A 13910-nucleotide genomic window follows, 5' to 3' on the forward strand; every position below is an offset into this window, starting at 1 on the left:
GTGAGAAGTGGGAACTGAGAAGTAGGAAGTGAAAACAGGAGCCAGAATAAAAAACTCCCTTAAGCTCCCCCCCGTCTTCTTACTTCTTACTTCTTACTTGTCTGTCCTTACTTGTCTTTATCCCTTCATCTCGTTTACTATTCTCTTCAGCCATGGCTGAAGAGAATAGCTACGACTGCATCATTGTGGGCGCAGGGCCCGGCGGGCTCCAGGCCGCGATTTACCTGGGACGGTTCAGCAAGGAGGTGCTGCTCATCGACCGCGGCGGCGGGAGGACCTGGCATGCCCGCCACATAGAGAACTTCCTGACCCAGAAGGTCATCACCGGCAAGGAGATTATCGAGCGGGGCATAGAGCAGGCCCGCAGCTTCGGCGTCACGGTCATGAAAGGGCTCGTGACCGCGATAGAGAAAAAGGGCGGCCTCTTCGAGGTGAGCGCAGGGGAGGCGGTCTACCGCGCCCCGTTCGTCATCGTCTCGTCAGGCGCCCAGGACAATCTCCCCTCGATCGAAAACCTCTTCACCTTCTTCGGCACGAGCATCTACACCTGCGTCGATTGCGACGGCTACCGGACCAGGGGCAAGAAACTGGTCATCATCGGCAACTCGATCAAGTCGGCGGACCTCGCCCTCGCCATGAAGAGAATGTATACCGACGACATCACACTCGTCCTCTATACCGACAAGCTCCCCGACGATTACAAAGAGGAGTTGAAAGAGGAGCGCATCCGCCTCGTCATCAGCAGGCCTGTTCGCGTTATCGGCGAGAAGGTGCTGGAAGGGGTAGAGCTCCAGGACGGAACGACTGTCGCCTGCGAGGCGATCATGTCCCACTTCGGGTTCAAGCTGAATGACGCCTTTCTCTCCGGGCTCGACCTCAAAAAAGATGCGCAGGGGTTCAAATATGTCGTGAGCGCTGCCTACGAGTCGTCCCTGAGCGGCCTCTACATCGTCGGCCCGCTCAACACCGGGAACGACCAGGTCGTCATCGCCGCAGGAGAAGGCGCCGTCGCCGCGATCGATATCAACAAGCGCCTCCTCCAGATGTAGCACTTGCATAAAAACCTTAGCGCCCCCTCTCCCCGCTCGTTACGCTCTAACGGTACAGGCTGATCAGGGCCCTGAGCTCTTCCGCATCGACCGCCTCGCTGAAGAGGTATCCCTGCATACCGTCACAGCCGCTCTCGAGGAGGGCCGCGAGCTGCTCCTCTGTCTCGACCCCTTCGGCGACCACCTTCAGCTTCAGGCTGTGCGCCATGGCGACAATCGCTCCCACGACGGCCTGATCGCCGCTATCGCCGGGAAGCCCCCTCACCAGAGACCTGTCTATCTTGATCGTATGGACCGGGAGCCGCTTCAAGCAGCTCACTGAAGACAGGCCGGTCCCGAAGTCATCGATCGAGAGGCGCACCCCTGCGGCGGTCAGCTCTTCCAGAGCAGGCATCGCTGCGCCGCAATCCTCCATGACCGTGCCCTCGGCAACCTCGAGCGCGAGCCACCGCGGCTCGAGCCCGGTCTCCTGGAGCGTCCGGAAGACCACCTCGGCGAGATTGGCCTGCAGGAACTGGCGCGCCGAGAGGTTGACGGTAATCGTGAGCGGCGGATATCCCGCCTCGTCCCACGACCTTCTCTCTGCGCAGGCGGTGCGCAGCACCCACTCATCCATCGTGACGATGAAGCCCGTCTCCTCGGCGAGGGGGATGAACCGGAACGGGTCGATCAGGCCGAGCTCGGGATGCTTCCAGCGCACCAGGGCCTCGACCCCGATAAGCTGCCGGGTATCGATGCTCACCTGCGGCAGGTAGTGGACGCTCAACTCTCCCCGCTTCAGCGTCTGGCGCAGGCTGTTCTCGAGGATCATCCGTTCCAGCGTGGCCACGTTCATGACGGGGTTGTAGAACTGGTAGTTGTTCCGCCCCTGCTCCTTGGCGTGGTACATGGCGATATCGGCGTTCTTGAGGAGGGTCTCGGCGTACTCCCCGTCGTCGGGATACATGCTGATGCCGATGCTCGGCGTCACATGGAGCTCCTGCCCGCCGAGGATAAAAAACTTCTCGAAGGCGGCCAGCACTTTCGTTGCGATCTTCGCGGCGTCTTCCGCCTGCGCGACCTGGGGGAGCAGGATCGTAAACTCGTCGCCGCCGATACGGCCTATCGTATCGGACTCGCGGATGCAGGGCCTCAACCGCGCCGCGACCTCTTTCAGCAGCCGGTCGCCGGCATCGTGCCCGAGGGTATCGTTGATGCTCTTGAACCGGTCGATATCCATGAACATCACCGCCAGCCTCGTCCGGTCGCGGTGCGCCTGGAGGATGGCGCGGTCGAGGTGGTCCATCAAGAGCATCCGGTTCGGCAGGCCGGTGAGCAGATCGTGATACGCCTGGTACCTGATCGCCTCTTCGGCCCGCTTGTTCTCGGTAATGTCCGTGGCAACGGCGATGGCGCTCAGGATCAGGCTGTCGGTGGGGACCGGCGCTATATGCACCCGGTACCACCGCAACTCGCCGTTCGGGTCCGCTCCCTCGATTTCGTACTCCCGGGAATTTCCGGTATCGAATACGGCGGCGAGCGCAGCGCGCGCCAGATGGCGGGAGTGCGCCGGGACCCAGTCGAAGAAGCAGCTGCCGATCACCTCGCTCATCTCGCAGCCGGAGGCCGTCCTGTTCATGTAGATGATCGTCCCGTTGCGGTCGAGCTGCATGATGTACCCGGGTGCGTTCCGGGTTATGATCGTGAGCCGGGCCTCGCTCGCCCGGAGCGCCTCCTCGGTGCGCTTCCGCTCCGTGATATCGGCGATCATGCCCACGAGGCCGATGACCTCCCCTCCCTCGTCGCGCAGCGGCGCTGTCCAGAGGCAGACATCGATAAGGGTCCCGTTTTTCCTGAGACGGCGCAGCTCGACCCCGGAGTGTGAGATTCCCCTGAACTGCTGCCGTATGCTCTCCAGGTAGTGGGCCCGCTGGTCTTCGGGAATGATAGGGAGCGGACGGCCGAGCACCTCCTGCCCGCTCCAGCCGAAGAGCTGCTCCGCAGCAGGGCTCCACATCAGCACATCGCCGTTACGGTCGAGGACGATGATCGCCAGAGGCGAGGCCTGGGCCAGTGCCCGCAGCGTATCGCCGGCGCGGTACCGCGCTGCTTCGGAAGACGCCTGAGCAATGCTCCTCGCCCGGTGAAGCTCCTCCTCGGCCCGGGCGAGCCTGCAGCGGAGCTCCTCCGTAGCGGCAACAAGTTCGCACTTCTTTTTTCTGCGCGGATCCATATCCCCCCACACCACGCGGTGGATGCGTCGTACTCCTGTTGAGGCTTGCTCGTGTCTTTAAGGCTCGGGAACTGCTGAAGCGGCGGAAAGCATGTAAATAGTTTCTAATATTACCCTTAACGCGCATCTTTTTTCCACTATCGGGGCAGCGGTACCCGGTACGCTGGCAACGCCCGAAATATCTGATACAATTTGAGTAGGTCAAAAGCGCTGTACGACACATCTCTTGCATCGTGGGCAGGCCATGCAGAAGAACATTCGCGAGCATCCGGACAGCACCGGCTCCTGCGGCGTCGGCTTCATCTGTACTCTCGCAGGGACCAAAAGCCATGATATCGTCCTCCGGGGGACCGAAGCCGTAAAGAACCTTACTCATCGGGGCGCCGTCGGCGCGGACGGGAAGACCGGCGACGGCGCCGGGGTCCTCATCCAGATACCGCAGGAGCTCTTCCGCGGGGAGGTAGCCCGAAAGGGCTACTCCCTGGCGGACGCGGCAACGCTCGCCGTGGGAACGTTCTTCCTCTCCGATGATGCAGAGCCGTCCATAGAGGAAGTATTCAGGAGGCGGACGTTCACGGTCATCGGCTGGCGGGACGTTCCCACCGACAGGAATGCCCTCGGCGCATCGGCGCTCCGCACCATGCCGCGGATACGGCACCTCCTCCTCGATACTGTGCAGATCCCGGCGCCGCGCCGCGAGAGCCGGCTGTACCTCGCGCGAAAAGAGATCGAGCGGACCCTCGCCTCTTCAGTGTATGTCGCCTCGCTCTCCACGAAGACGATCGTCTACAAGGGGCTGCTGGCGGCAACGCATCTCGCCGAATTCTATCCCGACCTGCGCGACCCCTCTGTCGGGTCGGCCTTCTGCATGTTCCACCAGCGCTTCTCGACCAACACCCTCCCCGACTGGTCGATCGCGCAGCCCTTCAGGGTCATCGCCCACAACGGCGAGATCAACACCATTCAGGGCAACAGGAACCGGATGGTCACCTTCGAGCATATGGTGCGGCACGAGCTCTTCGGCGGCGAGCCGCTGCACCCCCTCGTCTCGCGGGAAGAGAGCGACTCCGCCTCGCTCGACAGGATCGTGGAGCTGCTGGTGCTCTCGGGGTTCCCGCCGGCCCACGCGCTCCTCATGTGCATCCCGCCCGCCTGGGAGCACGCACCCTTCAGCGACGAGGTGAAGGCCTTTCTCGAATACCAGTCGCTGCTCATGAAGCCCTGGGACGGCCCTGCTGCCGTAACCTTCACCGACGGCGTCACGATCGGCGCCCACCTCGACCGCAACGGCCTGAGGCCCCTCCGTTACCTGGTGACCGATGACGGGCTCATGGTGATGGGGTCCGAGACGGGCATGGTGGACCTCGGCAAGCGGACTGTCGTGGAGAGGGGCCGCCTGGGTCCCGGCGATATCGTCACCGTCGATACCGCACGGGGCGTACTGAAGCATACCGACGAGATACTCGGGGAGCTGGCAGCGCAGAGGCCCTACCGGGAGTGGCTCGACCGCTTTTTCCTCAAGCTCGGGGAGACACGCATTCCCGTTCCGCGGCATGACCACGACCTCATCCGCAAACAGAAGGCCTTCGGGTACACGGCCGAAGAGCTCCGGACCTCCCTGAAGACGATGGCGGAGACAGGCAGGGAGATGACCTACTCCATGGGAGACGATACGCCCCTCCCTCCCCTGTCCGCACGCCCGCAGCTCCTCTTCAGGTACTTCAAGCAGAAGTTCTCGCAGGTCACGAATCCTCCCATCGACTATATCCGGGAGCGGGAGGTGATGTCGCTCTCCATGAACCTCGGCCGGAAACGGAGCTTCCTCGCCGAGATGCCGGAGCACGCCCGCCGGATCCACCTGGACTCTCCGCTCCTGCTCGAGAGCACCATGCGGGAGATCGAGCGGCAGCCCTCTATCACCTTCCAGCGGATACTGACGACCTTTCCCTGCTCGGAGCCGACGCCCTTTCTCCCCCACTCGGTAGCAGCGCTCCAGCAGCAGGTGCTCCAGGCGGTACAGGGCGGGGTCGAGCTCCTCATCCTCTCGGACATCGATATCTCCCGGCGCCACGCGGCGATCCCGGTCCTGCTCGCTGTCTCGGCCTCCTTCAAGGCCCTGCAGCGGGAGCGCCTCGCCGACCGGGTCAGCATCATCGCCGAGACCGGGGAGGCGCGGGATATACACCATATCGCCTGCCTCATCGGCTACGGCGCTTCCGCGGTCTATCCCTATCTCGCATTCGAGACGGTCCATGACGAGTGCCGGAGAGGAGCGGTCGCCGTCCCCTACGAGGACGCGGCGCGCAACTACAAGCGGGCTATCGATGAAGGACTGCTCAAGGTGATCGCGCGCATGGGCATTTCGACCCTCAATTCCTATCGCGGCGCACAGCTCTTCGATGCCGTATGCCTGAACAGGGACTTCGTCGACGAGTTCTTCACCGGCACCCCGGTCGTGATCGAGGCGGACGGCATCGCTGCGCTCGAAGAGTCGCTCCTCGATCGGCACAACAGCGGCTACGAGGAGCCGCACCCCGTGCTCGAGTACGGCGGCGAGCTGCACTACCGGAAAGGGGGGGAACTGCATGCGTGGTCTGCTCCCCTGGTAGCCGCGATCAATAAGTTCATCAAGACTCCTTCCGATGCCGCCTATCGCGAACTCTCCCGGGCGGCCGGGGAGCAGCCTCTCTTTCTGCGCCATCTCCTCGGCTATAAGGAAGGGCGTCCCCTCCCGGTCGGCGAGGCAGAGGCGGAAGAGGCGGTCCTCAGGAGGTTCTTCTCCGGGGCCATGTCCATCGGCGCGCTCTCTCCCGAGGCGCACGAGACGATCGCCGAGGCCTGCAACCGCCTCGGCATCAGGAGCAACAGCGGCGAGGGGGGAGAAGACCCCCGGCGGTACGGGGGGCCGAAGAACAGCGCGATCAAGCAGGTCGCCTCCGGGAGATTCGGGGTCACGCCGGCCTATCTCGCATCCGCTGACGAGATCGAGATCAAGATAGCCCAGGGAGCGAAGCCCGGCGAAGGCGGCCATCTCCCCGGCTCCAAGGTGAGCGGTTACATCGCCCTGCTGCGCCACTGCACGCCGGGCATACCGCTCATCTCGCCGCCGCCGCACCACGATATCTACTCTATCGAAGACCTCGCCCAGCTCATCAACGACCTCAAGGAGGCGAATCCCGAAGCGAAAGTCTGCGTGAAGCTCGTGGCGCAGACAGGGGTCGGCACCGTCGCTGCAGGCGTGGCAAAGGCCTATGCCGATATCGTCCAGATCAGCGGCGGCGAGGGCGGCACCGGCGCCTCCCCGCTCGGGTCGATACGGCACGCGGGAGGGCCCTGGGAGACAGGGCTCCTCGAAGCGCACCGCGTGCTGATGGAGAACGGCCTCCGGGAACGGGTGGTGCTCCGGGTAGACGGCGGGCTCAGGACAGGCAGGGACGTCATCATCGCGGCGCTCCTCGGCGCAGAGGAGTTCGGGTTCGGCACCGCGACGATGATCGCCGCCGGGTGCGTCATGGCGCGGCAGTGCCACCTTAACACCTGTCCCACCGGCATCGCCACCCAGGACGAAAAGCTCCGCGGCAGGTTCAGGGGCACGGTTGAAGGAGTAATGACCTACTTCAGGGCCGTCGCCCGGGAGACGCGGGAGCTGCTCGCCCGTATGGGCCGCCGGTCGCTCGAGGAGATAATCGGGCGGACCGACCTGCTCGCGCCGGAGCCGCACCAGCTCCATCCCGCTGCACGGAGGTTCGGCCTCGGCACGCTCCTGGCAGGAGAGGACAGCGGCCTCCGGCGTGCAGGGCCCGCCGGACGCAACGACAACCCTGCGAATGCCGCCACGCTGAACACCCGGCTCGTCGAGGAGCTGTCTCCCTTCATCGAAAATGGCCGGCAGATCCGGCGGGAGTACCCGATACGCAATGTCGACCGCAGCGTTCCGGCGCGGCTCAGCCATGTCATCGCCAGACGTTACGGGGACGAGGGGCTTCCTCCCGATACGCTCCAGCTCACCTTCAGGGGCACGGCGGGCCAGAGCTTCGGCGCCTTCAACCACCGCGGCGTGTCCCTGACGCTCATCGGCGAGGCCAATGACTACGTCGGGAAGGGGATGTTCGGGGGACGGATCGTCATGAGATTCCCCGAAGACGGCGGCGGCGCCCCCGAGCCGCACCGGCAGGTGATCGCGGGGAATACCGTACTCTACGGCGCTACCGGCGGAGAGTTGTATGCCGCAGGCAGGGCGGGCGAACGCTTTGCGGTCCGGAACAGCGGGGCGACCGCCGTTGCCGAGGGCGTCGGCCACCACCTCTGCGAGTATATGACGAGGGGTACAGTCGTGGTACTCGGCGCGACCGGAGGCAACATAGGCGCCGGCATGACCGGCGGCGTGCTCTATCTCTGGGATGAAGACCGCACTGCCGCAGCGAAGCTCAATACCGATTATGTTACCGCCGCCGCGCTCACCGATGAGGAGCGTGGCGAGGTCGTGGCCCTCCTCCGCGCTCACTACCGGTACACGGCGAGCCCGAAGGCGTGCGAATTGCTGGCCGAATCCGGAGAAAAGGCAGCGCACTTCATAAAGGTGGTGCCCGTGCATGTCCGGGCAGCGAGCGCCGCCTATGCGGCCGCCCTCAGGGCATGACCTTCACGGCATGAAAGGACCGTTCTTGATGAATAGCGACACCGTACGGTCGAGGCTCATACCGCTCAAGGTTGCGCTCGTCTATGCGCTGATCGGCGTCACCTGGATCCTCTTTTCCGATATGCTGCTCGCCTCGATCGCCACCGATCCTGCGGAGCTGAGCCGCCTGCAGACGTATAAAGGCTGGTTCTATATCATGGCTACGTCGCTGGTGCTTTATGCGCTCGTCAACCGCTATGTCCTCAGGATCCGCCGGTCGGAGGAGGAGCTGGGGGAGGCAAACCAGACCCTCTACTCGCTCATTCAGGCCTCGCCTGTCGCCATCATCGCCCTCGACCCCGAAGGGAACGTGACGCTCTGGAACCCGGCCGCCGAGCGCATCTTCGGCTGGAGCGCGGAGGAGACGATCGGCCGCCCGAGCCCGATCGTCCCGGAGCACCTGCGCGAGGAATACCACTCCCTGCGGAGCCGCGCCCTGGGGGGAGAGGTCGTGTCCGGCGTGGAGCTCCAGCGCCGCAGGAAGGACGGCACGCTCATCGACGTCAGCCTCTCGACCGCTCCGCTGTTCACTCCCGAACACGCGATAGCCGGCACCATGGTGCTCATCTCGGATATCACCACGCGCAAGCGGGCCGAGGCAGCCCTCCGCGAGAGCGAAGAGCGGTACCGTATCGTCGTCGAGACCGCCTGGGACGCCATCATCACCATCGACGAAGAGAGCACGATCCTCTTCGCCAATCCCGCAGTCGAAAAGATATTCGGCTGCCGCCCGGAGGAACTGCTCGGGCAGCCGGTCACCGTCCTGATGCCCCAACGGATGCGGCAGCTCCATCTCGAGGCGATCAGGCAGCATATACGCACCGGCGAGCGGCACATGCCGTGGGGCGGCATAGAGCTGCCGGGACTCCACAAGAGCGGCCGGGAGATCCCGCTCGAAATCTCCTACGGAGAGTTCAAAAAAGAAGGCCGCCTTATCTTCGTCGGCTTCCTCCGCGATATTACCGAACGGAAGACCGCCGAGGAGTCATTGCGGAGATCGGAGAGAAAATACCGGGCCCTTTTCGAGGAGTCGAAAGACGTCGTCTCCATCAGCACGCCGGAGGGGAGGCTGATCGACATCAATCCCGCCGGTGTCGAGCTCTTCGGGTACGCGTCGCGGGAGGAGCTCCTCGGCGTGGATATGGCGCGTGACCTCTATTTCCGGCCGGAGGAGCGCGAACGGCTGAAAAAAGAGATGGCAGAGCGGGGATTCGTCAGAGACTTCGAGATAGAGATGAGGAGGAAGAACGGAGACCGGCTGACCGTGCTCGTGACCGCCACCACGGTACGCGATGAAACGGGAGCGGTCATCGCGTACCGCGGGTTCATGCGGGACATCACGAACCAGAAGAAGCTCGAGCAGCAGCTCATTCAAGCCCAGAAGATGGAAGCGGTCGGCAAGCTCGCCGGCGGCGTCGCCCACGACTTCAACAATATCCTGACGGCGATCATCAGTTACGGCAATCTCTTGCAGATGTCGCTGACTGCGGACGATCCCTCCCGCACCTATATCGACCAGATCCTCGCCCTCGCCGACCGGGCGGCGATCCTCACCCAGAGCCTCCTCGCCTTCAGCAGGCGGCAGATCATGAACCCCCGCGAGGTAGACCTGAACGAGATCATCGACAGGATAGAAAAAATCCTCTCCCGCCTCATCGGCGAGGACGTGGAGCTGCGCGTCAGCCGGAGCGGGGAATCGCTGCCGGTCATGGCTGACGTGGGCCAGGTAGAGCAGGTGCTGATGAACCTCGCCACCAATGCCCGCGACGCCATGCCCGAAGGCGGCGTCCTCAGCATCAGCACGGAACAGCGGGTGATAACCGGGGAGTTCGTCCGGAGCCACGGCTACGGGGCCCCGGGCGTCTTCGCCCTCATCAAGGTATCGGATACCGGGGTCGGCATGGATGAAGCGACGAGGACGCGCATCTTCGAGCCCTTCTTCACCACCAAGGAAATGGGGAAGGGAACGGGCCTCGGCCTCGCGATCGTCTGGGGCATCGTCAAACAGCACAACGGCTACATCAACGTCTACAGCGAACCGGGGAAGGGAACAACGTTCAGGATCTATCTCCCGCTCGTAACAGCCGGCGCAGGGAAGGAGCCCTCCGCTGCCCCGCTTCCCGCCCTTGCGACAGGCGCCGAAACGATCCTCGTCGCTGAGGACGAAACTGCGGTCAGGGACACGACCGTGGCGCTCCTCGAGAAGTTCGGGTACCGGGTCATTACGGCAGCGGACGGCGAGGAGGCGGTGCGGAAGTTCGGCGAGAACAGGGATGACATACAGCTCCTCCTCTTCGACGTGGTAATGCCGAAGAAGAACGGCAGGGAGGCGTACGAGGCGATACGGCGGCTCAAGCCCGGCATCAAGGTGCTCTTTACGAGCGGCTATGCATCGGATATCATGTATAAACGAGGCATTCTCGAAGAGGGATTCGACTTCATATCCAAACCCTTCACGCCCCGCGATCTGCTGAACAAGGTGAGGGAGGTCCTGAGCCGTGAGCCGGCAGCACAAGGATAGCGTCATCCTCGTCGTCGACGACGATCCCTTCGTCCTCCATTCGGCGTCGCTCGTCCTCGGCGCCTACGGCTACCAGGTGATCGCCGCCGAGAATGCGCGGGAGGCGCTCGACCGCTTCCGGAGCAACCCTGTCGATGCGGTGCTGACGGACGTCAAGATGCCCGGCGTCTCGGGCATCGAGCTCCTGGAGCAGCTCCGCCTGCTCGACCCCGACATCCCGGTCATCCTCATGACCGCCTATGCCGACCTCGAGGTAGCGATCGACGCGGTGAAGAAAGGGGCCTTCGACTTCATCACCAAACCGTACAAGCCCGACCACCTGCTGCACGCCCTCGAAAAAGCGGTCAGGTACCGGAAGCTCATCCAGGTGGAGCAGGACTACCGCCGCATTCTCGAAGAGTTCAACAAGGAGATGGAGACGCTCATCGCCGAGCGGACCATGAGCCTGATGGCCCTCGCCCTCGCCGACCGGGTGCGGAACCCTGCTGCGACGATCAGCGGGACCGGGAAACGGCTCCTCGCGAAAGAGAAGCTCCCGGAGCGGGTGCGGGAGGGGCTTTCGGACATGGTCGCCGAGGCGGAACGCCTCGACGGCATCGTCGGGGAGTTCCAGGAGATCCTGAAGAGCCGCCGGTCGCTCTTCTCCTACGAAGACCTCAACAGCATCACGGGCAGCGTTGCGGCGATCGTGGTGAGGGAAGCCGCAGACCGGGGCATCGAGATGTCCGTCGATCTCTCGACGCAGCCGCTGCGCATCAACGCGGAAAAGAACCTGCTCCGGGTCGCGATCTTCCATATCCTGCGCAACGCGCTCGAAGCGACCCCTGCCGGGGGAAGCGTAAGCGTCTCCACCCGCGCCGAAGGAGAGGACGTGGTGCTCACCATCGCCGATACCGGCTCCGGCATTCCCCCCGAAGAGGTGAGCAGGATATTCGACCCCTTCTACAGCACCAAGGAGCACCAGTTCGGCATGGGCCTCCCCCTCGCAAAGCAGATTATCGAAGAGCATCTCGGCGCCATCGATGTCGAGAGCGAGCCCGGCAGAGGCACCGCCTTCCGCCTCCGCTTCCCGGCCCGCTGGTTCGAGAAGGTCCCCTTCAGCGAGAAAGCCCGCTGAACGCAACCGGCAGTTGCAGAAGAGGGGCTGGCTTATTCTCTCTCCCCTACCACCTCGTAGAAGGAAGCGGCGCTGTCGTCGACCGGGGTGAATTATTGTCAGCGCTCGCTGCCTGAACACAGCCGCTCCCTTCCGCCCGGTAGCCGATAATGGTCCCGCGCGGGTTCACTTCCCAATGCACGAAGCAGTCTTTAGCGAAGGGCTCGATATAGACGGAGTTCCCGTTGGCGAGCGGATAGACGGACTCTTTCCAGCCTGTCTTCGAGGCGTACGAGCCGGGCCGGCTCATCTCCTGTTTAAGCTCGGTCAGCGGTCGCGCTATCCATTCCCTCTCGTGCTCATCGAGGGTCGCCTGGGACGCGCACCCGTACAGGAAGATAAGGAATAGTGCAAAAAAATAACCGGATACCGGAACCGCTCGATGTCTCATGCTCGCACCCTCGTCGCGTTTATTGAAAGCAGGACCATTATACCAGATCGCCGCCGGCATTTTTGGAGCGCAGGGGCATATAAGCTACAATATAAGTATCACTATAAGTATCACTCAGCTGATTGCGCCCCGGGCTCTTTACCGGACATCACGATCTCGCCGGAGGCCTCCGCTCTGCACCCGGGCGCTCTTCATCGCCAGGCCCAGGCTCGAAGACCATGGGACTTACAGGCGACGCAGGCACTATCTCAAAGGAACTTTATAAGCGAGATCATAGCTTCTGCTGTTCGCTTCTTTTGAAAGGACCGAATGGAACGGGATAGGGATGAACAGAGCGGCAGGCAGAGTACTGCAGGCAGCTCGGACCGGGGCCGGGGAATAGTCTCTCTGCCCTGCGAAGACATACTGCAGGGTATGGGGACCGGCATCGTGGTCCTCGACCGCGCGTGGCGTTACACGTTCATCAACGACAAGGCGCTCGAGCTGCTGGGAAAGCAGAGACATGAGCTGCTGGGCAGGGTGGTATGGGAAGCCTATCCTGACCTCGCGGGCGCCGACATCGAAGCCGCTTACCGCAAAGTCATGGATGAGAGGGCGCCGGTCTCTTTCGAGAGGTTCCATTCCCCGCTGAACGTCTGGCTCGATCTGTATGTCTATCCGGTCGATGACGGTATCGCGCTCCAGTTTACCGATGTAACCGGCCGCAAGCGGGCAGAACAGGAACGGGAGCGGCTGATTGCCGATCTGGAGCGTTCAAACAGAGAGCTGGAACAGTTCGCCTATGTCTCTTCCCATGATCTCCAGGAACCGCTGCGCATGGTCGCCAGTTATGTACAGCTCCTCGAGAAGAAGTACAAAGGAAAACTGGATGAGCAGGCCGACAAGTACATCACCTATGCCGTGGAGGGCGCAGTACGCATGCAGAAGCTCATCGAGGGGCTCCTGCAGTATTCGCGCATCGCCACGCGCGGAGCCGATTTCAGGCCTGTCGACATGAATAAGGTGTTCGATAGCGCCGTGGCGAACCTCACGATTGCAATCCGGGAAAGCCGGGCAGCAATCACCAAAGACGATCTGCCTACCGTACTCGGCGATGAGACCCAGCTCATACAGCTGCTGCAGAATCTCATCGGGAACGCTATGAAGTTCAGAAAGCCCGATGTCCCTCCGGCAGTGCATGTCTCGGCAAAGAGTGAGGCAGGAGAATGGGTCTTTTCCGTCTCGGACAACGGTATCGGGATCAAGCCCGAGCACTTCGACCGCATCTTCCTGATCTTCCAGCGGCTGCATACGCGCCAGGAGCACCCCGGCACCGGCATAGGGCTCGCCTTGTGCAAACGGATCGTGGAGCGCCACCACGGACGCATCTGGGTCAAATCGACGCCCCGCGAAGGGACTACCTTCTTCTTTACGATACCCCTTGCAGCAGAGAGGAGATGACCGATGAAACAAGAGCTTTGCAGACCGATCGAAATCCTGCTCATCGAGGACAACCCGGGTGATGTCGATCTCGTGCGGGAGGCGCTGAGTGAAGCCAAAGTGCGGAACGAGCTCCATGTCGCCACGGACGGGGAGGAGGCGATGAAATTCCTCAGACGAGAGGGGCACTATGCGGATGCGCCGGTCCCCGACCTCATCCTGCTCGACCTGAACCTTCCGGTAAAGAACGGCAGAGAGGTGCTCGCGGAGATCAAGAGCGACCCCGAGCTCGGTATCATTCCCGTAGTCGTACTCACCACCTCGAAAGAGGAAACGGACATCATAAAATCCTACAGGCTCCATGCAAACTGCTATATCACCAAGCCGGTCGATTTCGAGCAGTTCCTGAATGTGGTGAAATCGATAGAGGACTTCTGGTTCACCATCGTCAAACTGCCCTGCATGGCGCGATCGTCGTAAGGCG

At 62.7% G+C, this 13910-nt stretch carries 8 protein-coding genes; 6 read left to right on the forward strand and 2 right to left on the reverse strand.

The annotated features are described in order from the left end of the window. Positions 1-152 precede the first annotated feature (152 nt). Positions 153-1049 (forward strand): NAD(P)/FAD-dependent oxidoreductase, encoded by an 897-nt coding sequence (locus tag AB1805_05810; protein ID MEW5744934.1) that lies wholly within the window; start codon positions 153-155, stop codon positions 1047-1049. A gap of 46 nt (positions 1050-1095) precedes the next feature. On the opposite strand, the gene AB1805_05815 is transcribed toward AB1805_05810, so the two are convergent. After that, complete coding sequence (locus AB1805_05815; protein ID MEW5744935.1) at positions 1096-3261, reverse strand: EAL domain-containing protein; 2166 nt, start codon at positions 3259-3261, stop codon at positions 1096-1098. A 244-nt stretch (positions 3262-3505) separates the two neighbouring features. Between AB1805_05815 and gltB the strand changes: the two genes are divergently transcribed. Genes gltB through AB1805_05830 form a run of 3 tightly spaced genes read left to right on the forward strand, consistent with a single transcriptional unit; the run spans position 3506 to position 11577 of the window. After that, positions 3506-7900 (forward strand): glutamate synthase large subunit, encoded by a 4395-nt coding sequence (gene gltB / locus AB1805_05820; protein MEW5744936.1) that lies wholly within the window; start codon positions 3506-3508, stop codon positions 7898-7900. A 28-nt stretch (positions 7901-7928) separates the two neighbouring features. Further along, positions 7929-10460: a PAS domain S-box protein gene (locus AB1805_05825; GenBank protein ID MEW5744937.1), complete on the forward strand. Its 2532-nt coding sequence runs from the start codon at positions 7929-7931 to the stop codon at positions 10458-10460. After that, positions 10438-11577, forward strand: coding sequence for a hybrid sensor histidine kinase/response regulator (locus AB1805_05830; protein ID MEW5744938.1), 1140 nt, complete (start codon positions 10438-10440; stop codon positions 11575-11577). The genes AB1805_05825 and AB1805_05830 overlap by 23 nt, the downstream gene beginning before the upstream one ends. 46 nt (positions 11578-11623) lie before the next feature. Here AB1805_05830 and AB1805_05835 read toward each other — a convergent pair whose 3' ends face one another. Continuing rightward, the gene (locus AB1805_05835; GenBank protein MEW5744939.1) at positions 11624-12007 is read right to left on the reverse strand and encodes a hypothetical protein; all 384 of its coding nucleotides are present in this window, start codon (positions 12005-12007) and stop codon (positions 11624-11626) included. A 309-nt stretch (positions 12008-12316) separates the two neighbouring features. Between AB1805_05835 and AB1805_05840 the strand changes: the two genes are divergently transcribed. Continuing rightward, positions 12317-13447: an ATP-binding protein gene (locus tag AB1805_05840; GenBank protein MEW5744940.1), complete on the forward strand. Its 1131-nt coding sequence runs from the start codon at positions 12317-12319 to the stop codon at positions 13445-13447. Between the two features lie 3 nt (positions 13448-13450). After that, positions 13451-13906, forward strand: coding sequence for a response regulator (locus tag AB1805_05845; GenBank protein MEW5744941.1), 456 nt, complete (start codon positions 13451-13453; stop codon positions 13904-13906). Positions 13907-13910: the final 4 nt, after the last annotated feature.

The organism is Nitrospirota bacterium (assembly GCA_040752355.1).
Classification (GTDB): Bacteria; Nitrospirota; Thermodesulfovibrionia; order Thermodesulfovibrionales; family Dissulfurispiraceae; genus JBFMCP01.

Coding starts and splice junctions, on each gene's coding strand:
- AB1805_05840 (MEW5744940.1), top strand. CDS start 12,317: ATGGAACGGGATAGGGATGAACAGAGCGGCAGGCAGAGTACTGCAGGC.
- AB1805_05825 (MEW5744937.1), top strand. CDS start 7,929: ATGAATAGCGACACCGTACGGTCGAGGCTCATACCGCTCAAGGTTGCG.
- AB1805_05810 (MEW5744934.1), top strand. CDS start 153: ATGGCTGAAGAGAATAGCTACGACTGCATCATTGTGGGCGCAGGGCCC.
- AB1805_05815 (MEW5744935.1), bottom strand. CDS start 3,261: ATGGATCCGCGCAGAAAAAAGAAGTGCGAACTTGTTGCCGCTACGGAG.
- AB1805_05845 (MEW5744941.1), top strand. CDS start 13,451: ATGAAACAAGAGCTTTGCAGACCGATCGAAATCCTGCTCATCGAGGAC.
- gltB (MEW5744936.1), top strand. CDS start 3,506: ATGCAGAAGAACATTCGCGAGCATCCGGACAGCACCGGCTCCTGCGGC.
- AB1805_05835 (MEW5744939.1), bottom strand. CDS start 12,007: ATGAGACATCGAGCGGTTCCGGTATCCGGTTATTTTTTTGCACTATTC.